The sequence below is a fragment of the Sphingomonas sp. J315 genome, from assembly GCF_024666595.1.
GTDB lineage: Bacteria > Pseudomonadota > Alphaproteobacteria > Sphingomonadales > Sphingomonadaceae > Sphingomonas.
Genome location: NZ_CP088296.1, coordinates 3,570,210 through 3,593,561, shown reverse-complemented (window position 1 = coordinate 3,593,561; position 23,352 = coordinate 3,570,210). Strand labels below are relative to the sequence as shown.

The 23,352-nt window shown below is 66.9% G+C and carries 14 protein-coding genes and 4 pseudogenes; 7 read left to right on the top strand and 11 right to left on the bottom strand.

The window, feature by feature from the left end; translation table 11 throughout:
• Nucleotides 1–3: 3 nt before the first annotated feature.
• On the top strand, nucleotides 4–483 hold the full coding sequence (locus tag LRS08_RS18165; protein ID WP_257845858.1) for a methyltransferase family protein: 480 nt from the start codon (nucleotides 4–6) through the stop codon (nucleotides 481–483).
• Here the strand turns inward: LRS08_RS18165 and LRS08_RS18160 are convergent.
• Nucleotides 480–890 (bottom strand): acyl-CoA thioesterase, encoded by a 411-nt coding sequence (locus LRS08_RS18160; protein ID WP_260481086.1) that lies wholly within the window; start codon nucleotides 888–890, stop codon nucleotides 480–482. The genes LRS08_RS18165 and LRS08_RS18160 overlap by 4 nt on opposite strands.
• Before the next feature lie 129 nt (nucleotides 891–1,019).
• On the opposite strand from LRS08_RS18160, the gene LRS08_RS18155 reads away from it, so the two are divergent.
• Together LRS08_RS18155 and LRS08_RS18150 are read left to right on the top strand one after the other, a co-directional pair.
• Nucleotides 1,020–2,147, top strand: coding sequence for a zinc-binding dehydrogenase (locus tag LRS08_RS18155; RefSeq protein WP_257845859.1), 1,128 nt, complete (start codon nucleotides 1,020–1,022; stop codon nucleotides 2,145–2,147).
• A 99-nt stretch (nucleotides 2,148–2,246) separates the two neighbouring features.
• Nucleotides 2,247–2,879, top strand: coding sequence for a YceI family protein (locus LRS08_RS18150; protein WP_260481085.1), 633 nt, complete (start codon nucleotides 2,247–2,249; stop codon nucleotides 2,877–2,879).
• A 3-nt stretch (nucleotides 2,880–2,882) separates the two neighbouring features.
• Here LRS08_RS18150 and LRS08_RS18145 read toward each other — a convergent pair whose 3' ends face one another.
• Nucleotides 2,883–3,278, bottom strand: a complete 396-nt coding sequence (locus tag LRS08_RS18145) for a BLUF domain-containing protein (protein ID WP_257845861.1) — start codon at nucleotides 3,276–3,278, stop codon at nucleotides 2,883–2,885.
• Nucleotides 3,279–3,367: 89 nt separating this feature from the next.
• Nucleotides 3,368–3,976, bottom strand: coding sequence for a hypothetical protein (locus LRS08_RS18140; protein ID WP_257845862.1), 609 nt, complete (start codon nucleotides 3,974–3,976; stop codon nucleotides 3,368–3,370).
• Nucleotides 3,977–4,240: 264 nt separating this feature from the next.
• Here LRS08_RS18140 and leuA point away from each other — a divergent pair, with 264 nt between their 5' ends.
• Complete coding sequence (leuA, locus tag LRS08_RS18135) at nucleotides 4,241–5,905, top strand: 2-isopropylmalate synthase (protein ID WP_257845863.1); 1,665 nt, start codon at nucleotides 4,241–4,243, stop codon at nucleotides 5,903–5,905.
• A gap of 145 nt (nucleotides 5,906–6,050) precedes the next feature.
• Here the strand turns inward: leuA and LRS08_RS18130 are convergent, their stop codons facing one another.
• A complete protein-coding gene (locus LRS08_RS18130; protein WP_257845864.1) occupies nucleotides 6,051–6,410 on the bottom strand; it encodes a hypothetical protein in 360 nt (119 codons plus the stop codon).
• A gap of 209 nt (nucleotides 6,411–6,619) precedes the next feature.
• Here LRS08_RS18130 and argJ point away from each other — a divergent pair, with 209 nt between their 5' ends.
• Together argJ and LRS08_RS20410 are read left to right on the top strand one after the other, a co-directional pair.
• On the top strand, nucleotides 6,620–7,804 hold the full coding sequence (gene argJ / locus LRS08_RS18125) for a bifunctional glutamate N-acetyltransferase/amino-acid acetyltransferase ArgJ (RefSeq protein ID WP_257846185.1): 1,185 nt from the start codon (nucleotides 6,620–6,622) through the stop codon (nucleotides 7,802–7,804).
• A 145-nt stretch (nucleotides 7,805–7,949) separates the two neighbouring features.
• Nucleotides 7,950–8,117: an SEC-C metal-binding domain-containing protein gene (locus LRS08_RS20410; RefSeq protein ID WP_374581532.1), complete on the top strand. Its 168-nt coding sequence runs from the start codon at nucleotides 7,950–7,952 to the stop codon at nucleotides 8,115–8,117.
• A gap of 35 nt (nucleotides 8,118–8,152) precedes the next feature.
• On the opposite strand, the gene trxA is transcribed toward LRS08_RS20410, so the two are convergent.
• From trxA to LRS08_RS18090, 7 genes and pseudogenes are all read right to left on the bottom strand, one after another.
• The gene (gene trxA / locus LRS08_RS18120) at nucleotides 8,153–8,479 is read right to left on the bottom strand and encodes a thioredoxin (protein WP_066664623.1); all 327 of its coding nucleotides are present in this window, start codon (nucleotides 8,477–8,479) and stop codon (nucleotides 8,153–8,155) included.
• 53 nt (nucleotides 8,480–8,532) lie between these two features.
• Nucleotides 8,533–11,864 (bottom strand): annotated as a pseudogene (gene addA / locus LRS08_RS18115) (double-strand break repair helicase AddA).
• 200 nt (nucleotides 11,865–12,064) lie between these two features.
• A pseudogene (gene addB / locus LRS08_RS18110) lies at nucleotides 12,065–15,011 on the bottom strand (double-strand break repair protein AddB).
• Nucleotides 15,012–15,416: 405 nt separating this feature from the next.
• A complete protein-coding gene (locus LRS08_RS18105; RefSeq protein ID WP_257846186.1) occupies nucleotides 15,417–16,115 on the bottom strand; it encodes a nucleotidyltransferase family protein in 699 nt (232 codons plus the stop codon).
• Between the two features lie 59 nt (nucleotides 16,116–16,174).
• Nucleotides 16,175–17,147, bottom strand: a pseudogene (locus LRS08_RS18100) (aminoglycoside phosphotransferase family protein).
• A gap of 26 nt (nucleotides 17,148–17,173) precedes the next feature.
• Nucleotides 17,174–17,617 (bottom strand): tRNA (adenosine(37)-N6)-threonylcarbamoyltransferase complex ATPase subunit type 1 TsaE, encoded by a 444-nt coding sequence (gene tsaE, locus LRS08_RS18095; RefSeq protein WP_257845866.1) that lies wholly within the window; start codon nucleotides 17,615–17,617, stop codon nucleotides 17,174–17,176.
• Nucleotides 17,614–19,960, bottom strand: a pseudogene (locus LRS08_RS18090) (PAS-domain containing protein). The gene tsaE and the pseudogene LRS08_RS18090 overlap by 4 nt, the downstream one beginning before the upstream one ends.
• Before the next feature lie 203 nt (nucleotides 19,961–20,163).
• Here LRS08_RS18090 and LRS08_RS18085 point away from each other — a divergent pair.
• Nucleotides 20,164–23,316, top strand: a complete 3,153-nt coding sequence (locus LRS08_RS18085) for a TonB-dependent receptor domain-containing protein (RefSeq protein WP_260481084.1) — start codon at nucleotides 20,164–20,166, stop codon at nucleotides 23,314–23,316.
• Nucleotides 23,317–23,352: the final 36 nt, after the last annotated feature.

Here is a 23,352-nt window from a genome sequence, read left to right as displayed (position 1 = left end):
CCCATGACCGACACCAAGTCCGACATTCCCGGCGTGATCGCGCCGCCGCCGCTGATCTTTCTCGGCTATCTGATCGCGGGAATCGCGCTCGAGTATCTGGTAGTGAGGACGCAGGGGCTCGATATGCCCGATTCACTTCGCTGGACCGTCGTCGCGCTGTTTCTCCTGTCCGGTCTCGGACTGATCGCCGCCGCGCTCGTGCGGTTCAAGGCGGCGGGCACCCCCGCCCCGCCCTGGCAGCCGACCACCGCCTTTGTCGTGCAGGGCGTCTATCGCTGGACGCGCAACCCGATGTATCTCGGCATGACACTGATCTATCTCGGTCTTGCTGTCGCCGCCAACGCACCTGTCGTGCTGTGGCTGTTCATCCCGCTGATCCTCACGATCCACTACGGCGTGATCGCCCGCGAGGAACGCTACATGGCGGACAAGTTCGGCGTATCCTATATCAACTACGCGCACCGCGTTCCGCGCTGGCTCTAACCCTCGCGCTTGCCGAAGAAATGCTCGACGATATGCTCCGCGATCCGCGCCGGGCGCAGCGTCGTCGCGTCGACACAGCACCAGCGTGACTTGACCTCGGCCAGCACATCGTCGCCGCGGCGGATGATCGTCTCGTAAAAAGCGCTGACGCCCTGCACCTTTTCAAGCAGAACCGTCGCGACAACTTCATCGTTGAGGAAAGCGGGCTTGCGATAGGTGATCTCGTGCTTGAGCGCGACCCACAGATGCTTCGCGACCTCTTCGGCGGGGGCCAGCTTCTGCCAGTGCGTCAACACCGCTTCCTGCACCCATTTGAGGTAGCTGGCGTTGTTGACATGCCCCATGAAATCGATGTCGGCGGGATCGACCGGGATCGGGACTTCGAACGGAATGGCTGCGCGCGTCATAGCTTCACCTTAACGTAAACTGGAACGGGATGCGAGGGGCAATGCCCCTGCCGCGCAAATCCACGCCACCCCATTGATCCCTGTTTCGAATTCACGGTATGCCGCATGCAACGACATAAGGAGGATGCCATGACCCACCCGATCCCCGCACAGGCGAAGCAGTTGTTTTCGACCGTCACCGACGATGGTGGCCTCGAACTCGCGCTCCGCGACATGCCGGTCCCGCAGCCGAGTGGCGACGAAGTGCTGATCCGGGTCGAGGCAACGCCGATCAACCCCTCGGACCTCGCGGTCATGCTCAGCGTCGCCGACTCCAATGCCTTCGCCCCGCTGGGCTATGGCGCGCGCGCGGAAATCCCCGAAGCGCTGCGCCGCCATGTCGCGCCGCGCCTCGGAAAGCCGCTGCCGATCGGGAATGAGGGCGCGGGCACAGTCGTCGCGGCGGGCGATGACCCCGCGGCCCAGGCGCTGGTCGGCAAGACCGTCGCGGCGGCGGGCGGCGGCTTCTACACCCAATATCGCCTGCTGCGCGCCCGCGACTGCCTGGTGCTCCCCGATGGCGTGACCGCGGAGGAAGCCGCCTCGTCCTTCGTCAATCCGATGACCGCGCTGGGCATGGTCGGCACGATGCGGCGCGAGGGCTATACCGGCCTCGTCCACACCGCCGCCGCCTCGAATCTTGGGCAGATGCTGGTCAAGCTGACCCTGTCCGAAGGCGTGCCGCTGGTGAACATCGTGCGCAGCCAGACCCAGGCGCTGCTGCTCCGCGATCTCGGCGCGACGCATGTGATCGACAGCAGCGCGCCCGACTTCATGGCCCAGCTCACCGACGCCATCGCCGAAACCCAGGCGTTCCTCGCCTTTGACGCCATCGGCGGCGGCAAACTCGCCGGCCAGATCCTCACGGCGATGGAGGCTGCAGCAGTCCGCACCAACCCGGCGAATGGCCCCTATGGCTCGTCGACGATGAAGCAGGTCTATATCTATGGCGGGCTCAGCATGGCCCCGACCGAGATCACCCGCGGCTTTGGCATGAAATGGGGCATCGGCGGCTGGCTGCTCACCCCGTACCTGATGGAAGCCGGCATGGAGGAAGTGATGCGGATGCGCGCCAAGGTCGCCGCCGAAATCCGCACCACCTTCGCCAGCAGCTACAGCAACCGGATCAGTCTTGAGGACGCGGTCCAGCCCGCGACCATCGCCGCCTATAATCGCCGCGCCACGGGGGAGAAATATCTGATCCTCCCGCAGCTTTGATCGCAGTTCGGGAAACCTTGCGTTCGCACATCGCCATTTGAACATCTTGAGGGCGTCGCGCATTGTCGCGACGCCTTCCCGCTATCCGGAGACCGACCCATGCGCCTCGTGATCGCCAGCCTGATCGCCGCCACCGCCATCGCCACCCCGATCGTCGCGCAGCAAATGCCCGGATCGAAGGACAAGGCCGCAATCACCGGCGGCAGCTACACCGTCGATGCCAGCCACACGCTGGTGAAGTGGGAGGTCAACCATTTCGGCTTCTCGCCCCTCTGGGGCCTGTTCGGTCAGGTGACCGGTACACTGGAGCTCGATCCCAAGAACCCCGGCGCGTCGAAGGTAGACGTGACGATCCCGGTGTCGAAGATGGTCACCGGCGTCCCCGGCTTCACCGCGCATCTGCTGCGTGACGGCAAGGACGGCGGCAAGCCCGATTTCTTCGGCTCCGCCCCCGCTGACGCCAAGTTCGTCTCGCACCATGTCGTCGTCGATTCCGACGGCGACGAGGCGAAGGTGCACGGCAATCTGACCCTCAACGGCATCACCAAGCCGGTGACGCTCGACGTCGACTTCTACGGCGCGGGCAAGGCGCCCGAGCGGATGGGCGGCAAGGAGAATGTCGGGTTCGAGGCCGAGGCGACGATCAAGCGCAGCGACTTTGGCCTGGGCTATGCCGTCCCGCTGGTCAGCGACGAGGTCAAGCTGGAAATCGCCGCCGCCTTCCAGAAGTAGGCGTCACGCCGCGCGCCGGATCTTCGCAAAGCCCTCAAACGTGGCGCGGACATTCGGCGAAGCGGTGCTCAGCCGGTCGGCAATCTGCGCCATCAGCGCATCGCTTTCCGCTCCGGGGACGCGATGCGCCATGGCCCAGTCGCCAAATTCGCGCATCTCGATCGCCCGGCGTGACAGGATGACGATCGCACAATGGCGCGGATCCGCCGCGATCCGGGCAAAGGTCTGCTCGACCGCGTCCTGTGGCCCCTCCAGCACCTGCAGAAACCGGCGCCCGTCGGCGTAGAGAAAGCCGGTAATCCCGTGGCGATCGTTGTTGCGGCGCGAGGCGAGCAGGATCGGCGCCACCTCGACCTGGGTGCCGGCACGGACGCTGCTGATATACATAAGCTGATACATGATTGTCCCTTCGCCCCCGCCCGGGACTATCGTTACACCTCAAAGGTTTAGAGAATGATAGCGCGCACCTCCGGTCGCACCATTACGCCCTAGCGTCGCAGGCTCAGCGCCAGCGCGATCCATGCAATGACCAGCTCGATCATCAGCTTGCTGCTTTGCGTGACGAGCAGGTTGAGCGAGAAATCGGTCGCCTCATCCGGGCGCAACATCCGCCCGGCACTGCCGAGCCCGCACACCTCCCACGTCGCCAAAGCGAAGAACGACATCGCGAACAGGAAGGCGAGCCGCCCCCGATCCGCGCGCTCGGGTGCACGCCCCTGCGCGAGCGTCCAGCCAATCGCGACGAGGAGCACCGCGCCGAACCCGGCATAGAACCAGCCGCCCGGCGCAGGCAGGCTGGGGATCGACCACAGGCCGATCCAAACGACCATCGCACCCGCAAACCACCCGGCCCGCAACCCCGCGCGCAAGGCATGCGCGGTACCGAGACACAGAACCGCCAGCTGGACCGACAGCATCCAGCTGATTGTCTTCACCGCACCGATCACGAACGCCGCGGTCGAGGGCGCGTCGCCGCTCCCCTCCCGCGCGAGGAAGCGAAGATAGCCCGGCAAAACCAGATAATTGCCAAGCAGCGCGTAGAGCAGCAGCAGCGCGCCGATGATCGTCAGCACGCGCGCCAAGGTTGGTCGGGTCATGCGCATCCTCTCGCTCCGCCCGTCCGTTGCGGGGTCGGAACGAGCTTACAATCGCCGTTTCTAAGTATCACCACAAGGGGGACTGGACTTTTGTTGCGCCTTCGGGCTAAGCGGCTCGCATAATGTTGCCGTATCGCAGCCTTCTTCTGCTTCGACTTACCCGCCCTTAGGGCGTGGATTCTGCGTGGCCATGCGCCGCGCACACGGCCTAAGGGCAGAGCAATCCCCCTCCCCGACCGCCCGATACCCGAAGCGAGAAGTCCGATGTTGCGCGACCCCAGCGTCAAATACCGCCCTTTCCCCCAGGTCGATCTGCCCGATCGCCAATGGCCAAGCCGCACGATCACCAAGGCGCCGCGCTGGCTTTCGACCGACCTGCGCGACGGCAATCAGGCGCTGATCGACCCGATGGATGCGGAGAAGAAGACGCGCTTCTTCGACCTGATCTGTCGCGTCGGGATCAAGGAGGTCGAGGTCGGCTTCCCCAGCGCCGGCGCGACCGAGTTCGACTTCATCTCCGGCCTTGTCCGCGACGGACGCATTCCCGAAGACATCACCATTCAGGTGCTCACCCAGGCGCGCCGCGACCTGATCGAAACCAGTTTCGAGAGCCTGCGCGGCGCGAAACAGGCGATCGTCCATGTCTACAACGCGGTCAGCCCGGCCTGGCGGCGCATCGTGTTCGGCATGGAGCGCCACGAGGTCAAGACGATCGCCACCGACGCCGCACGCATGTTGCGCGACGGTGCTGCGGCACAGCCCGACACCGACTGGCAGTTCGAATATTCGCCTGAGACCTTCTCGACCGCCGAACTCGATTTCTCGATCGAGGTCTGCGCCGCGGTGATGGACGTGCTCCAGCCCACGCCCGAGCGTCCGTTGATCCTCAACCTGCCCGCGACGGTCGAGGCGGCGACACCCAACATCTATGCCGACCAGATCGAATATTTCTGCCGCCACATCCCCAATCGCGACAGCGTCGTCATCTCGCTGCACACCCATAATGACCGCGGCACCGGCGTAGCAGCGGCGGAGCTGGGGATGATGGCGGGTGCCGACAGGGTCGAGGGCTGCCTGCTCGGCAATGGCGAGCGCACCGGCAATTGTGACCTCGTGACCGTGGCGATGAACATGTACACGCAGGGCATCGACCCCGGCCTGACCTTCAACGACATCGACGAAGTCGTGAAGACGGTCGAATATTGCACCAACATCCCCGTCCACCCGCGCACGCCCTATGCCGGCGACCTCGTCTTCACCGCCTTTTCGGGCAGCCATCAGGACGCGATCAAGAAGGGCTTCGCCGCGCAGGAAGCGCGCAACGACGATCTGTGGGAGGTGCCCTATCTCCCGATCGATCCCGCCGATCTCGGCCGCAGCTACGAGGCGGTGATCCGCGTCAATTCGCAGTCGGGCAAGGGCGGCGTCGCCTGGGTGCTGGAACAGGACAAGGGGCTGAAGCTGCCGAAGCGCCTCCAGGCCGATTTCAGCCGCCACGTCCAGCGCATGGCCGACGAAACCAGCCGCGAGCTGAATGCGCAGGATATCTGGGCGACCTTCCAGTCCGCCTACCGCCTGATGCAGCCACAGCGCTTCACGCTCGGCGCCTATGACGAGACCCGCGCCACCAATGGCGAACGCATCTTCGCAGGCGCGATCGAGGTCGATGGTGTCGCGCGCTCGGTCAGCGGCCGCGGCAACGGCCTGATCTCCAGCGTCGTCGCGGCGATCCGCGAAGGCTTCGGCGTCGATCTCGACATCGCCGACTATGCCGAACACGCGATCGGCCATGGCTCGACCGCGCAGGCCGCCGCCTATGTCGAATGCCGCACTCCCGACGGCCGCACCGTCTGGGGCGTCGGCATCGACGAGGACGTCGCCACCGCCAGCGTCCGCGCGGTGCTGAGCGCGGCGGGGGCGCTGGGGTGATAAATCGATCTCCCCCCCGCCAGAGGGAGGTGGCGCCGAAGGCGACGGAGGGGAGGACGGCTGAGCCTTCCCGGCTCAATCCGATACCCTGCATCCCCCTCTGTCAGCTGCGCTTACACTTCCCTTGCCGGAGGGGATTAGGAAGCTACTCCATCGCCGCGCCGCGCAGCTTGCGGCAATTGCTGCCCGCACACCCCGGCACGCTCTTGTAATCGTTCATGTCGAACCACAGCACCATCGGCTTGCCCTGCTGCTTGGCGGCGATGGCAAGCGCGATCAGGCTCTGCACCTTGGCCGGCCCTTCGGTCAGGTTGAGCGCGAAATAGTAAATCGCGTGGGTATGACCGATGCCGGGGATGGGCGCACATTTGATGTGCATCCGCGCGTCGATCACCGCGACACTGTCCACCGCGCAATTGCGCTGTGTATTCGCTTGTACCTCAGGCACCGCGACGAACGCCGCGCCCGCGACCACCAGTCCGCCGATCCAGTTCAACTTGCTCATGTCCCGTCTCCCAATCGCTCCCTGTCGAGGGCCAGCGAAGCGCTTCGTTTCGCCTACGTCAAGAAGAAATGGATTATTGCTCTAGATCAATGCTCTACAAATCGGATCAGGGTGTGCAGGCAATGCGAATCGCTTTGATCCGCGCCGCGGGGGAAGCTAGGTCGCCTCCATGACCCGCTCCCCCCTCGCCCCCCGCCGCCTTCCCCGCCCTGCCCGCCATCCCGGGAGTCACGCTCCGCGTCGCCCGCGCGCGCTACAAGCAATGGGACCGCTGCGACCTGACCTTCGTCACGCTGGACGAGGGTACGGCGGTCGCGGGCGTCACGACGACCAGCAAATGCCCGTCGCCCGAAGTCGAATGGTGCCGCGAAGCGCTCCCGCTGGGCAAGGCCCGCGCGCTGGTGGTCAATGCCGGCAACAGCAACGCCTTCACCGGCAATCGCGGTCGCGCCGCCGTGGAAGCCATCGCCGCGCGCGTGGCCGGGCACCTGAACTGCCAGCCGTCGGACGTATTCGTCTCCTCGACCGGCGTGATCGGCGTCCCGCTCCCGATCGACAAGGCCGAAGCCGGGCTCGAAGCAGCCTTCGCCGCAGAACCCTGCACCTGGGAGGATGCCGCAATCACTATCGGCACCACCGACACCTTTGCCAAGGGCGCGATGACCTCAGCCGTCGTGGACGGCAAGACGGTCAACCTCGTCGGCATCATCAAGGGCAGCGGAATGATCGCGCCCGACATGGCGACGATGCTCGGCTATGTCTTCACCGACGCCGCCGTCGATCCCGCCTTCCTCCAGCACGCCCTGTCCGACGCCAACCGCACCAGCTTCTCGTGCATTACCGTGGACAGCGACACATCGACCAGCGACACCGTCCTCGCCTTCGCCACCGGCGCGGCGGGCAATGCGCCGCTGACCAACGACGACAGCGACGGCGCCGACGCCTTCCGCGCCGCGCTCGCCGATCTCTGCCTCCAGCTCGCCCACCTCGTCGTCCGCGACGGCGAGGGCGCGTCGAAATTCATCCGCATCGATGTCGAGGGCGCGGAAAGCGACGCCAGCGCGCACCGCATCGCGCTCAGCATCGCCAACTCGCCGCTGGTGAAGACGGCCATCGCGGGCGAGGATGCCAATTGGGGCCGCATCGTGATGGCGGTGGGCAAGGCCGGCGAACCCGCCGACCGCGACAAGCTCGCGATCACCTTCGGCGGGGTCCAGGTCGCGTCAGGCGGTCTCGCGGTCGAAGGCTATGACGAAACCCCCGTCGCCGCGCATCTGAAGGGCCAGGACATCGAAATCGGCGTCGACCTCGGCCTCGGCGAAGGCCGCGCCACGGTGTGGACCTGCGACCTGACGCACGGCTACATCTCGATCAACGCGGACTATCGCAGCTGAGGTCAGCCTGCTATCGGCCCTCCCGCGCGGCTCATCGCGCGTCAGCGACAGGAGGCCATTATGGCACGCATCGACACCTTCGCCGACCTCCCCTGCTTTCGAGCGTAGCTCAAAGCGGCGGCGGGGTTATCCCTCCGAAACGCATGTGAAGCGCGGCCTGCGCTTCGTCCATGGCGACGTCGAGCTGATCGAAAAACTCGGTCGAAACGACCCTTGCCCGTGCGGTTCGGGGAAGAGATTTCAAGCGCTGCTGCATGCATTCGGGCCGGTTTCGACGGCGCGGAACGGCATGATTATTGGCGCGAATAGTTAGGAAGCGGGGGCCGAATCCCGGCCCCCGCGATCTTGTCAGACGACGCTCTCGATCCACGCCTTCAGCTTGGACTTGGTGTTGATCTCGGCAATCCCCACCTGCTGCGCGACCTTCTGCCCGTCCTTGTAGACGAACAGGGTCGGGATGCCGCGAATGCCGAGCTGGCCCGGCGTGTCCGGATTTTCCTCGATGTTGAGCTTGGTGATCGTCACCTTGTCGGCCAGCTCCTCGGCCAGCTCTTCCAGGCTCGGGCCGATGATCTTGCACGGGCCGCACCATTCCGCCCAGAAGTCCACGATCACGGGCTTGTCGGACTGCAGCACGTCGGTTGCAAAGCTCTCGTCGGTAACGGCCTTCGCCATGTCTCAAATCTCCTGTCTGTTGCTGCTTAACTAGGGTCGGCAGCCGCGCGGTCTCAAGCATCGAGTGCCAAGCTTTGCTCCCCGGTCGCGAAGCCCGGCTTGTGCGCAGCGACCACATCGCCCGGCAGTTCGAACAGCACCGGCCCCGCGGTGTAGAGCAGCCCCGAAACCACCTCCCGCGCCGGAAAGATCACCTCCAGCGCCGCGACATAGGCCGCCATCTGCTTGACGTGATAGGGCGGCACATCGCCGAGCGAACCCGGCGCGCGCCGCCCGGTCTTGAAATCCACCACCAGCACGCGGCTGTCGGTCACCAGCAGCCGGTCGGCAGTGCCCGACACGACATGCCCGCCCCCGACCACTGCTGCGACCGGAGCCTCGGCCAGCGCCTCCGACCCGAACAAATCGGCAAAGCGCGGCTCGGCCAGCACCCCCAGCGCCGCGCGCGCCAGCTCCGCACGTTCGCCCGCATCATCAACGCCGCCCGCACCCGCCAGCCAGCGCTCCGCCACCTCTTCACGCCGCTCAGCAGCAACGACCGGCAGCCGCTCCAGCAACGCATGGATCAACCGCCCCCGCTCCGCCGCCGCCCGCAGCGCCGCAGCGGGAGGCGGATCGGCCACCAGATCCTCACCCAGCGAAGACGGTGCCAGCGGTCGCGGCGGCCGCGCCTCAACCGGCGCCGCACGCCGCGCCCAATCCGGCACTGCGCCCGCCGCCTCACCTGCATCGGCAACAACCGCCTTGCGCGGCACCGCTCGCGTGGGTGCCAGCCCGGTAAAGCTCCGCTCGCCTTCACTCTCCGGCACGCCCAGCGCATCCAGCCCGGCAGCAGCCGCCGTGTACCAGCTCAACTCCGGCGGCTCACCCTTCGCCTTCGGCCCCAGCGCTCCAGCAATCACTAACCGCTCCTCCGCACGTGTCGCCGCGACATAAAACAGCCGCCAATGCTCCTCCAGCTCGCGCGCCTCCGCCGCACTCACCGCCGCATCGACCGGCCCGCCCCGCTCGGTCTTGCCGGGGCGGAAAACCGGAAGCTTGAATGCCTCACCGTCCGGCTGCCACTCGACAAAATCGCCGCGATTGCCCGCCACCGGATCGGCGGTCGCATCGGCCAGGATCACCAGCGGCGCCTGCAGCCCCTTCGCTCCATGCGCCGTCATCACCCGCACCGCCGCCTGCGGTTGCGCCGCGTCGCGCACGATCTCGACATCGCCGCGATCGAACCAGTCGAGGAAGCGTTGCAGCGTCGGCGTCGCCACCCCCTCGAACCCCAAGGCCGCCGTCAGCAACTCCTCGATCGGGTCGAGCGCCTCCGCCCCCAGCCGGTGCAGCAGCTTGCGCCGCCCGTCCATCGGCCCGGTCAGGATCGCCTCCAGAAACCGGTGCGGCGTCATGACATCCGCCCGCGCCAACAGCCCGAACAGCGGCTCCAGCCGCTCCGGCGTCTGCGTCGCGCGCAGATGCCGCCACAGGCTCCCGCGCTCGCGCATCGCCGCGACCATCAGCTCGTCCTGCGTCCACCCGATCAGCGGCGACACGAGCAGCGCCGCGAGCGACAGATCATCGTCCGGCTGCAACGCAAACCGCACCGCCGCGAGCAAATCCTGCACCGCCAGCGGCGCATTCAGCCGCAGCCGGTCGACCCCCGCGACCGGCACCTCCTCGGCATACAGCCGCGCGACGATCAGCCCCGCCAGCTCGCCGCGCCGCCGCACCAGGATCATCACATCCTCGGGCCGCAGCGTCCGCCCCTTGCTCTCCAGCTCCAGCGTACCGATCCACTCCCGGATCTGCCGCGCAATCCGGTTGGCCAGTTCGCGGGTCGCATCGTCGATCCAGCCTTCCTCATCCTCCGGGTCGCCGCCCGTCACCACCGGCGGCCACAAGGTCACCGTGCCCGGCCCCTCGACCCGGCTGGCATGCGGCTCAGGCTCGGCAAATTCGCCCATCCCCGGCGGCGGCAGCGCGCCGATCGCCGCATCGACAAATTCCAGCACCGGCGCGGTCGAGCGGAAGCTGTGCACCAGCGACAGCGTATCCAGCGCCCCCCGCCGCACGCGTGTCGAAATGCTGCTGCGCCGCGCGGAAATTGACCGGGTCGGTGCCCTGAAAGCCAAAGATCGCCTGCTTGTAATCCCCGACCGCAAAGATCGTGCGCACCTCCTCGCCATGCGCGCCCTCGCCGGCAAAGAACTCGTCGGCCAACGCGCGGACGATCCGCCATTGCGCGACATTGGTGTCCTGCGCCTCGTCGATCAGCACATGGCTGGTCGCCTGATCCAGCTTGTAGCGGATCCAGTCGCCCATCCCCGGCTGTTCGAGCAGCGCAACCGCCTTGCCAATCAGATCGTCGAAATCGACCGCCCCCCGCGCGCCGCTTCGCCGCCGCATAGGTCGCTGCATATTCGCGCCCTGCCGCCAGCCCTTGCGCCAGGCAATCGACATAGCCCGCCCGCGCGACCATCCCCTGCACCGCAACGCACGCCTCACCCAGCGCGACCGCCAGTTCTGCGTAATCCGGTTCGAGTGTGAGCAGTTTGCCCTTGAATACCCGGAAATCGCCGTCCTTCTTCAGGGCGATAAGGCTGAGGTCACGCAGCTGCTCAAATCGCCCGGCGGGATCAGCCGCGAGCCAGCGCTCGGCTATCGCAGCATCCTTGTCTCCGGTCGCCGTTTTCCAAGCGTGGTTGGCATCCGCGAGACGGCGCACCGCGTCTGTGTCGAAATGTTCGTCATCGCACCAGCGCTGTGCTTCGGCCGCGACATCCCCCGAAGGCAGCCCAAACGCCCGCCGCAACCATGGCTGGATCCCGCTCGGCAGCGCCGCCATCGCCTCGGGCGCGCGCGCACAGGCACTCAGAAACGCCTCCGCCTTGCCCTCGCCCAGCCGCAGGCTCAGCGCCCCGACCGCGTCGATCACCCAGCCGCGCCCCTCGCGCTCGGCCGTCACCAGCATTTCCGCCAGCGCCTCGCGCGCCAGCGCCGCTTCCTCGCGCGCCTCCAGCGGCCGGAACCCCGGCGTCAGCCCCGCCTCGACCGGAAATGCCGACAGCAATGTCTGGCAGAAACTATGGATCGTCTGGATGCGAAGGCCGCCTCCCGGCGCATCCAGCACCTTGGCGAACAATGTCCGCGCCAGCGCAATCTGCGCATCATCGGCGGGTTCGCCGAGCGCCTCCAGATCAGCGAACAGCTCGGTCCGCTTCGCCCGCACCCAATAGGCCAGCCGCCCGCTGACCCGCGCCGCCATCTCCGCCGCGCCCGCCTTGGTGAAGGTCAGGCACAGGATCGCCCCCGGATCGACCCCGCGCAGCAACAGGCGAAACACCCGCGCCGCCAGCACCTGCGTCTTCCCCGTCCCCGCGCTGGCCGACAGCCACACGCTCGCCTCGGGCTGCGACGCCGCGCCCTGGCTCCCGGCGAGCGGGGGAGAGCGGAGATATTAACGCCGCTCACGGTCGTCACTCAAGCTGGTCACCCTCACCCTCCCCACCGCCTGCGGCGGCGGGCCCCTTCCCTCTCCCATTGGGAGAGGGAGGGAGGCGCGAAGCGCCGGAAGGGTGAGGGTGATAGCGGACAGGCTCACGACCGCCGCTCCCGCCCATACCATTCGTCCCGGCGCATCAACTGATCATAATCCGAATAGGGCGCATATTCGGGGTGCAGCTTCGCGGTAAACGCCTCGCCCCCGGTCAGATAGCGCCCCGCCGTATCGGCAAAATTCTCCGCGGCGGTCGGCACGAATTCCTCGGGCTTCATCCGCCCATATTTCTCCGCCGGATCGACCGGCGTCGCAACATAGCCGAACTCGCCATTCTTCCGCGCCAGCGACCAATATTCGAAACAGCTCGCGCGCCCGGAAATCCCCGCAAACCCGCCCCGCTCGGCGATCAGGCCCAACAGCCCCAGCTGCAAGCTATAGCCCGCCCGCACCGCTCGCGTGCTCGGCGGCTGGCCAGTCTTGTAATCGACAATCCCGATCGTCCCGTCACCCATCGCGTCGATCCGGTCGAACTTGCCGGTCAGCCGCACGCCGGCAATGTCGATTCCGCCCTCCTGCTCCACTGCCAGGATGCGCCGCGCCGGATGCGCCGCCGTCTCGCGCACGATCCAGCGCACCGCCTCGATCAACCTCGGCTGCCACAGCGCGCGCATCATCGGGTGCGCCGCGCGCAGCATCTCCAGCACGCGCGGCTCCAGCGCGTCGGGGTCACAGCCATCATGCCGCGCCCATTGCTCCAGCGCGTCATGCACCGCCGTCCCGCGCCACGCCGCGCTCGGATCGGCATCGACCGGATCGAGCGGACGCAGCCGCAGCATCCGCTTGGCGTAGAAGGCATAGGGGTCGGCCTTCAGGCGATCGACATCGGTCACCGGAATCGATCGCGGCCGGATCGCCACCGGCGGGCATGGCTCGGGCCGCGTGACCGGCTTGTGCTCACGGGGCACATCGATCGCACGCGCCCAGGCTTCCAGCTCGGTCGCCCGCTCCAACCCGCCCGACAGCGCCTCCAGCCGCAGCCAGAAGCGCGACGCAATCGTCGGCGCCCCCGCATCGCGCTTCGCCCGCGTCAGCAGCACCTCGCGCGCACCCAGCCCCTGCGCCAGGTCATGCGCCGCCAACCCGATCCGCCGCTCCAGCCCGGGCAACCCCAGCTCGCTGCGGATACGCGGTGCCAGCCACGGGTCGGGCGCGGGCAGCCCCGGCCACACCCCTTCATTGAGCCCGCCCAGCACCAGCAGGTCGGCGGCATGCAGCCGCGCCTCGATCACGCCAAGAATGGCCAGACGCGGATGCCCGCCCTGCGGCGGCCGCACCGCCACCTCGTCCATCAATGTCCGCAGCAATGAGGGCAGGCTCGCCGGGGCGATCAGCGCGGGGCCATGTACCGCCTCACGCTCCAGATCGTCGAGCAACGCCGCCGCCGCGCGACCATCGACGCCCGCCCACAGCCGCTCGCCGCACAACCGCTCCGCTCCTTCACGCAACTGCGCCAACAGCATCGCGGGCGGCACCAACTCCGCCGCAAACGCCGCCTCGATCGGCTCCAGCAGCGCCGCGATCTCCGCCCAGGGCTCGATCGCCCGCGCCCGCGTCCGCGCGTCATACCCCTCGGGGTCGGCCAGATGCGCCGTCACTCCGGCCAGCCCGGCAGGCGGTCGCGGCCCGCGCACCGCCAGATCGAGGCTGCGCACCTGTTCCAGCCAGCCGATCCGCGCCTCGCCCGCGCGCACCAGCGGATGTTTGAGCAGCGCCAGCAACGCCATCGGCGCAAAATTCTGCGCCGCCGCCTCGGCCAGCGCCAGCAGCAGCGTCCCCGGCGGAAGGATCGCCAGCGGCGACCCGGCGGAATCGTCGATTGCAATGCCCCAGCGCGCGCAATGCGCCGCCACCCGCTTGGCCAGCGCGCGATCCGGCGTCACCAGCGCCGCCGTCCGCCCCGGCTCCTCCAGCGCCTGCCGCAGTGCCAGCGCAATCCCCTGCGCCTCCTCCGCCGGGGTCGCGACTTCCAGCGCGCGCACCCCCGCCAATCGCCGCTCGCCCGCGGGCAGGTCGCTCCACAACGTCGTGCGCTCGGCCGGCATCATCGCGCTCGCAATCGCCTTGCTGCGCGCGGGCGGCGCATCCAGCTCGGTCGCGACCCGCCAATTCTCGAACTCCCCGCGCTGCACCCCCATCCGGTCGATCAGCAGCTTCAGATGGAATTGCGGATGCGTCTCCAGGCTGCGCCGCCGTCGTCCGCTCGCGGGATCGGCGGGAAACGGCCCCAGCATCGCCCATTCCTCATCCGCCATCGCCAGATCGACGCCCGGCAGCACGACCTGCCCCTGCGGCAGTCCCGCGACGACACGCAGCAGCCGCGCGGATCGCGGGCGCGCTCGTCGTAATCCCCGCGGCGCAGACGAAGCGCCCGGGCGGCTCCGCCCGCCACCGCCCCGCCACCCGGTCGAGCAACCGGTTGCGCCGCTCGGCCAGATCGATCCGGCCCAGCTTCTCAAGCTCTTGCGGCCACTTCTCCAGAACGATTTCGAACAGGTCGAGCGCGCGCTGCCAATGCACGGTCAAATGATCGAGCAGCACCACGTCGCGCAGCGCAATCGGCGCGATTTCCTCGACCAGCATCTGGTCGAGCGTCCGCCCCAGATCGCCCGCCAGCCGCACCGCCTCCGCCGCATCGACGCTGCGGTCATGCGCCTCGATCAACCGCGCCAGGATCATCCGCCGCTGCAACGGATCGACCGCGGGCGGGATCGGCGCGTCATCGTCGGCGGGATCGAGAAACGGCCCCGCCGCCTCGTCCAGCTCGGGATCGCCGATCGCCACCATGCGCGGCAACAACAACCCGCCCCCGCTCGCCCGCACGAACGCATCGGTGATCGTCCGCTTGGCGCGATTGGTCGGCACCAGCACCACGCCCCGCGCCAGCCGCAGGGGATCGCCCCCATGCCGCCGGATTAACCCCTGCGCGAGCGCATCGGCAAAGGCGCGATGCGGCGGGACGGTGTAGAGGTTGAGGCGGGTGGTCATCGGTCCGCCGACCGTAGCGCGCGACGAAAGAGAGGCAAGCAAGGACAACGCGTTGCGCCGCTTCTTCTTAGCCCTCTCCCGCTTGCGGGAGAGGGTTGGGTGAGGGTCTTCTTCTTGTTCTGGTCAACGTCGATCCCCCCGAAGCCGCCCGAAAAGACATGCTCGCCTTTTCCCGCACAGACCGACACGACCACTTTGGCACCGATGGCGCGTTCTTCGGCGACATGTTCGCATCGCCTCATGCGACCGCCCCGCCCCATCTCGTGCGATCACGCCACCTTCGGAATCTTGCAGACGCCAAAAACCGCCAGAAATCTGCGCCTTTCAGCCCCCAGCTTTCCTACAAGAACCTATTTGGTTATATTGCACAGAACAGCCGCCACCCGGAAACCCGAATGTACACACTCACCCGTCCGCCAGCACCGCCTCGGTCGCCGCAATCGCCGGCGGACTGCCGACATCGAACCACAGCCCTTGGTGCACCACGCCGAACGCCCGTCCGGCCTCCATTGCACGCTGCCAGAACAGGTTCGTGGAGAATGGTCCTTCCGGCCAGTCACGGATCACGCGCGGCGACAGGATCTGCACCCCGGTGTAAACGAACGGTGCCAGCCGCCCCGGCTTGCGCCGTCCCACAATCTTGCCGAATGGATCGAGGTGGAAGTCCCCCTGCCCGCCATGGCAATGCGCACGCGCCAGCGGTACGAGCAGCAGCAGCGCATCCATCCGCTCATCGTCCCACGCCGCCGCCAGCTGGCGGATCGCGTCGATCGGACCATCGACCCACAGATTGTCGCTGTTGACGCAGACAAACGGCTCATCGCCCAGCATGTCACGCGCCTGCACCAGCCCGCCGCCGGTCTCCATCAGCTGCTTGCGCTCGTCGGAGACCAGCACCTCGATATCCTTCACCCGGTGCGTGACATGCGCCTCGAGCGCATCGGCGAGGTAATGGACATTGACCACCGCGCGCGCGACGCCCGCGCTGCGCAGCCGGTCGAACACATGGTCGATTAGCGGCTTGCCCGCGACCTCGATCAGCGGCTTGGGCCGTGTCGCGGTCAGCGGGCGCATGCGCTTGCCCAGCCCCGCCGCCATCACCATCGCGGTGCGCGGCACGGCACCGGCCGGAACGGGCCGGATCGCCAGCGTCTTTTTCGTGCTCACGCCTGCACCACCACCATCGGATCACCGCGCAGCTGCGCCGGAATGTTCGCGTCGAACCACGCCTTCACCGGAGCCAGTGCGGGATGCTGAAGGTCGCGCTCCAGATAGCCCCATACGCGCGGGCACAGCCCGGGGTAACGCGGCTTGCCGTCGCGCTGCCACAGCCGAGTGAAGATGCCGATGATCTTCGCATTCCGCTGCGCGCCGAGCACATGATAGGCGTCGACAAACGCCTGATCTGCCCCGGTAATCCGGCGATAGCGGTCGAGCATCGCCGCCTCCAGATCGGGGTGCACATCGCGTCGCGCATCCTGCAGCAACGAGACGAGGTCATAGGCCGGATGCCCTGCCAGCGCGTCCTGGAAATCGAGCAGGCCCAGCGTCTCGCTCCCCTCGATCAGCATCAGATTCTCCGCATGATAGTCGCGCAGCACGGTCACCCGCTGCCCCTCCAGCGCCGGGGCAAGCACCGCGTCCCACGCCGCGCGATACCCCTCCACATCAGCATCCACGCCAATCGCCGGGCAATACCATTCGGTGAGCAGCGCCGCCTCGCGCTGGCAGGTATCGGCATCATAGGGATCGATGTCCGCCGCTTCATGCCCGCGCAGCCGGATCAGCACGTCGATCGCCGCCTCGTACAGGCGAAGCTCGCTCTCGGGCGCGGCGTCGGCGGTCTCCCCGTAGCCGCGCGTCGCCGAAATCCTCGATCAGGACGAGCCCGACATCGAGGTCCTCGCCATAGATCGTTGGCGCCGCGAAACCGCGATCGGTCAGCCAGCGCGCGATCGAAATGAACGGGCGCGGGTCCTCATGCGGCGGGGGCGCGTCCATCAGGATCGCGCTGCGCCCCGGTGCCTGCACCCGGAAATAGCGACGGAACGACGCATCCCCAGCGAGCGGCAGGATCTCTCCATCGCCCCACCCGATCTCGGCCAGGAAATGCGGTGCCCGTTCGGGCGGGTTCATGTCGGGGGGCGAAATCACGCCGTCGCTTACAGGGGCCATCGGTCCTTCCATGCCGCCGGCACCCGCGCTGTCAAGCCGCGCGAACCGTCGGTTTCGATCGTCAGTGTCAGCCACAAGGCGTCCGCCCAAGTGCCTTCGGGCAATCGCTCCGGCCATTCGACCAGCAGCAGTGAATCGCCGCGGGCATCGTCGAGACCGAGCTCGTCGGCCTCATCGGGATATTCGATCCGGTACAGATCGACATGCAGCACGGGAATCGCGGTTTCGGGCGGTTCATAGGGTTGGACGATCGCAAAGCTCGGCGACGGCGCCTCGCCCTCCAGCCCCAAAGCCGCGAGCAGCCCGCGCGCAATGCTGGTCTTCCCCGCGCCCAGCTGCCCCGACAGCGCCACGACATCGCCCGGTCGCACCCGTGCGGCAAGCGCGCGCCCAAACGCCTCGGTCGCCGCCGCATCCGCCAGCGCGATCATGCGCGGGGCAGCTCCACGACCACCATCGTCCCCTGCCCCGGCTCCGACACCAGTTCGATCGTCCCGCGATGCGCCTCGACGAACTGCTTGGCGAGCGGCAGACCCAGCTGCAGCGCGCGTTCGCCATTGCGGCTGATCCCCGCCTGCGCAAACCGGTCGAACGCCTTGGCCGCGACCTCCGGTGCCAGCCCCGCGCCGTCGTCCGACACGACGATCCGCGCCCTGGCATCCGACCCGTCGATATGCAGCAGCACCCGGCCACCCTCACCCGTTCCGCTCACCGCATGGCGCAGCAGGTTTTCGACGATCTGGCGGATACGGCGCGGGTCGCCCTGAACGCTGCCCGCGCTGCCCTGAATCTCCACCGCCAGCTCGATCTTCTTGGTCTTGATCGACGGCTGGACATTCTCCACCGCCGCGCCCGCGACCAGTTCCAGATCAACCGCCTCGCGCGCCAGCACACCGCCGTCGCGGGTCAGGTCGAGCACATCGTCGACCAGATCGCCGAGCCGCCCGACCGACTCCAGGATCGCCCCCGAATAATCGACCGCCGTCTCGGGCAAGACCCCCGCATAGCCGTTGTAGAGCATCTCGGCGAAGCCCTTGATCGAGGTCAGCGGGGTGCGCAGCTCGTAACTCATGCTCGCGACGAACGCGGTCTTGATCCGGTCGGCCGCTTCCAGCGCGTCGTTGCGTTCGCGCAGCGCATTCTCGATCCGCCGACGGTCGGAAATGTCGAGCATCGTGAACAGCGCGTTGCCATCTGGCAGCGGCACCGCCGCCACCTCGAAATGCCGCCCATCGGCGAACTCGATCGATCCGCCCCGCTGCTGCCGCTCGACCGTCGCGGCACGCACCAGATCACCGATCAGTGACGCGCGACCCGGCTTGGCAAGCTTGTTCGCGACTTCCTTTGCCAGTGCATCGACACGCGGATGGCTGGTGACGAACGTCTCTTCAAAGCCCCAGGCGGTCTTGAACCGGTTGTTCCAAAGCTGAAGGCGTCCGTCGGCGGCAAACACGCCGAGCCCCTCGAATAGATTGTCGAACGTCGCCGTCCGCACCCGCAGCAGCGTATCGCGCGCGCTCGCCAGCTGAACCTGCTCGGTCAGGTCCTCGAAGATCGTCAGCAGCCCGCCTTCGGGCAGCGGCTGGGCAACGACGCGCAGATGCGTGCCGCCGGGCAGCGTCCAATTCTCCTCATGCGCCGCCTCCGCCGCGACGAACCACTCGCGCCGCTCATTTTTCCACCCCGGAAAATCGCGCACCACCGGCAGCCGGTTCGCCTCGCGCATCCGCTCCAGAATGCGGTCGAACTCGGGACGATCAGCGAGCCATTCGTTCTTCATCTCAAAGATGCGCCGGAACGGCTGGTTGCAAAAAGACCAGCGCGCGATCCGGCCCGAACTGCGCGACTCCGGCGGACAGCCGGTCGAACATCGACCGCTGCGCCTCGCTCGCGCGCTTGATCCCGCTGCGCGCCTGTTCCAGTTCCTCGACATCGACGGCAAAGCCCGCGACCCCGCCGGTCGGCAGCGGCACGTCATGGATGTGCAGCGTGCGACGCTTGCCCCCGATTGTCGCGGGCAGCTTGACCATCTGCGGCGCGCCGACCTCGCGCGCATGCGCCGCGCTCGCCAGCGGACCGCCCGGCGCGGAAGCATCGACCAGTTCGACGCCGGACGCGACGACCTGCTCGGCATCCTTGCCCTCGACCGCCTCGACATAGGCGTTGTTGACCATCGCGATGCGCAGCTCGGGATCGCGATACCACATCGGCATCGGCGCGGACTGGATCAGGCCGGTCAGCGCGTCGAACGCGATGCGGTAACGGTCCGCCTCTGCGGCGAAGCGCGCCACCTCTTCGCTCGACTCGGTCGCATCAAGGAACCACAGCACCGCCCCGCCCGGTGCGCGGACCGCGTCAGGCGCACGGATTCCGGTGGCGAGCAGGGTCCGGCTCGCCCCGCGCACCGGCAGGATCATCCGGAACGGCTTGCCCGCCCGCTGCGTCGCGCTCACCTCGATCTCCAGCACCCGCGCATCTTCCGGCGCAAGCACCGCGTCATTGTCGATCAGGTCGGAAAATTGCGTCGGCACGGCATCGAACCCGAACAAATTGGCAAGCGCGATGGGCAATTCGATCCGCCCGTCGGCGCGCACGATCATTGCCAGCGCGGGGGATCCCGCAGCCAGGGCCAGCAGCCGGGCATTTGCATCGATCAACTGCGCCGCACGCGCGCGGGCGCGAAGTCCGGCGAACAGCATCGCGGCCCCGCCCGCCAGCGTTACGGCGATCGCCGCGCCGGCCAGTGTCGCTGCCGTTTCAGTGATTTCGATCAACGCGCGGAATCCCTCATTATCGTCGCTCTTACGAAGTCGCGCCGCGCCCGGCAACGCCCGCGCGCCGACGATCGCCTGTGGCCCTGCGGCAACACCTGCCTCCAGCCTCGCCCCATATCGGTGGTCACGCCCGAAACCGGGTTGTCATCTTCCTGCAATGCAGCAACAATCCAGCGATTATTGTGTAACAGGGGACACAAGTCATGGCGAAATCCAGCTTTTTGAGCGCGACCGCGCTCCGCTCCATCGCGATATTCGGTCTTGTAATCACCGGATCCGCTCCCGCGTTCGGGCAGGAAGCGCCAACCGAGGAACCGGAGGCACCGACCACCGCTCAGGCCTCGTCGGAGGCCGAAGTCGTCGTGACCGGTTCGCGCATTCGCGGCATTACGCCGTTCAACAGCCCGGATCCGATCAGCCAGATCGACCCCGAGCTGGTCGCGAAGGAAGGCAAGACCGACCTGGCCTCGATGCTCCAGAGCAGCCCGATCGCAGCAGGTTCGACCCAGATCACGTCGGCACTTTCGTCGAACTTCGTGACCAATGGCGGGCCGGGCGCGCAGACGATCGACCTTCGCGGTCTCGGCGCGAACCGCACGCTGGTCCTGCTCAATGGCCGTCGCGCCGGCCCGGCCGGTACGCGCGGCGGCGTCTCGTCCTTCGACCTCAACGTGCTGCCCTCGTCGCTCGCGCAGCGCATCGACATCCTCAAGACCGGTGCCTCGTCGGTCTATGGGTCGGACGCAGTCGCGGGCGTGGTCAACATTACGACCAAGACCGATATCGAAGGTCTGCAACTGTCGGGGAACGTGTCCACCCCGTTCGACGGCGGCGGCGAAACCTACCGCATCAACGCGATCTTCGGCAAGAAGTGGGACACGGGCCACTTCCTGATCGGTGCCGACTATTGGCATCAGAACGAACTGACCCGCGGCGACCGCGACTATCTCGCCTGCCCTGAAGCCTACACCTTCCGTCAGGACGGGACGCGCGCAGATCTGGTCGATCCGCGCACCGGCAGCTTCGCGTGCGAAGATCTGCGCTGGGGTCACATCTGGACCTACAACCTGATCGACAACCTGCAGCTCGACGGGCCGGGCGGCCCGAACACCGGGCGCAACACGTCGTTCAACCGCTCGACTGTGCTGCTTCAGTACCAGTATCCCGGTGAAACGCTGGGCATTCCTGCCTATGGCGCCCCCGCATATCCCGGCGACTTCAGCGCCCCTGCGGGCTGGTTCCCGACCGGATACGACACCGCATCGCTTGCGGTGCAGAACGCCTATCACCCGTTCGTCGAGCAGTCGACCATCGTCCCCAAGACCGACCTCTACACCGTGTTCGCGGAAGGGTCGCAAGAGATCACCGACTCGATCGAGCTGTTCGGTGAATTCCTGTTCAACCGTCGTGAAACCTACCAGAATGGCTGGCGCCAGTTCTGGAGCTTTGGCTACACGGGCGACCTCTACGGCTACAATCCGGGCGGCAACCTCTACAATTACTGGGGTGGCGGCTTCGGCGGTGTGAACCTGATCAGCCCGACCGCGATCACCGATCAGAGCGATACCAGCCAGAAGGTGGATTACTATCGCGGCGTCGCCGGTCTGCGCGGCTCGTTCGGCGCGACCGACAACTGGAAGTGGGAAGTTTACGGCCAGTACAGCCGCAGCATCGGCCGCTACCGCACCCAGCAGATCCTGCAGGACGCCTACGACATCAGCACCCAGCAGGGCTTTGGATCAATTGGTTCGTGCGTCGGCATGGTAACCCCGGTTTCGGGTCGCCAGTGTGTCGATATTCCCTGGACCAACCCCTACTTCCTGCGCGGCGAGATCACCGATGCGCAAAAGGCTTATCTGTTCGATTGGGAGGAGGGCCGCACGCTCTACACCCAGTGGACCGGTGAAGCCGCGCTCACGGGCGAGTTGTTCAAGCTGCCGGGTGGTATGCTCGGCGTCGCGATCGGCGCAGCCTTCCGTCGGGACGAGATCAACGATACGCCCGGCGAGATCACCCGTGCGGGCAACGCATGGGGTGCCTCGACCTCGGGCATCACTGCCGGCTCCAGCAAGACCTGGGAAGCGTTCGGCGAAATCAACGTGCCCCTGCTCAAGGATCTGCCGTTCGTCCACGAACTGTCCCTCTCGGCTGCCGGTCGCGTCACCAACGTGACGTCGACGCGCACGTCGGACGGTTTCTCGGACAGCGACAACGGCAACTGGACCTACAAGCTCGGCGGCAACTGGGCTCCGACCGAGTGGTTCCGCGTCCGCGGCAGCTATGGCACGTCGTTCCGCTCGCCTGCTCTGTTCGAACAGTTCCTGGCGAACGAGACGAGCTTCCAGTTCTCGCGCAATATCGACCCGTGCGCCGGCTACACCAATGGCTTCCTCACCGGTCGGATCAACCAGCGTCAGCGCGACAACTGCATCGCACAGGGTATTCCGGCTACCTATAACGGGTCGGGTGTCTCGGCGACGGTCTCCTCGCAGGGCGGCATCGGCCAGCTGGAAGCGGAAACCTCGAAGGCGTTCGTGATCGGCGGCGTCCTGACTCCGCGACTGGGCTTCCTGGGCAGCCGCACGCGCATCAACATCGCGGTCGACTATTTCGACATCAAGGTGTCGGGCCAGGTCGCTCAGCTCGGCGCGGCAAGCATCATCTTCGGCTGCTATGACTCGGCCAGTTTCCCGACCGATCCGCTCTGCTCGCTCTTCACGCGCGGCCAGACCGGCGCACCGTTCAACATCAACACGGTGTCGGATCAGTACATCAACATTGCCAGTCAGCAGAACAGCGGTGTCGACCTCACCGCGAATGTGCGCAGCGACCTGGGTGCATGGGGCAATATCAGCTTCACCGCCGACATGACCTGGCAGACCCGCGACACCTTCCAGCTGCTCCCGACGTCGCCGATTCAGACCGACAATGGGGAAGCCGGATCGCCGCGCTGGGTCGGCGACTTCCGCCTGACCTGGAACCTGCCGAGCAGCGGGACCACGCTGTTCTACGGCATGAACGTGATCGGCGCGACGTCGAACGTGGATGAGTTCCTCGCCGACAATAACGGCAATCCGTGCATCAACGGCGACCGTGGAGACGGCGTTGCGATCCGCGGCATTTATTGCCCGGTGCTGACCACCAACGCGACCTTCTACCACAATGCGTCGATCACCCAGGAAGTCGCGGACAAGTTCGAGATCACGCTGGGTGTCAGCAACCTGTTCAACACCCGCCCGCCGCGCGTGTCGGTGCTGAACGGCGGTCAGATCAGCATGCTCGGCCCGGTCGTCGCCGCGTCGCAGTACAGCTTTGTCGGCCGACGCGCGTTCATCAACGTCTCGGCAAAATTCTGATCCAGGAAGATCAATGATTGGGAACGGGCGTCATGG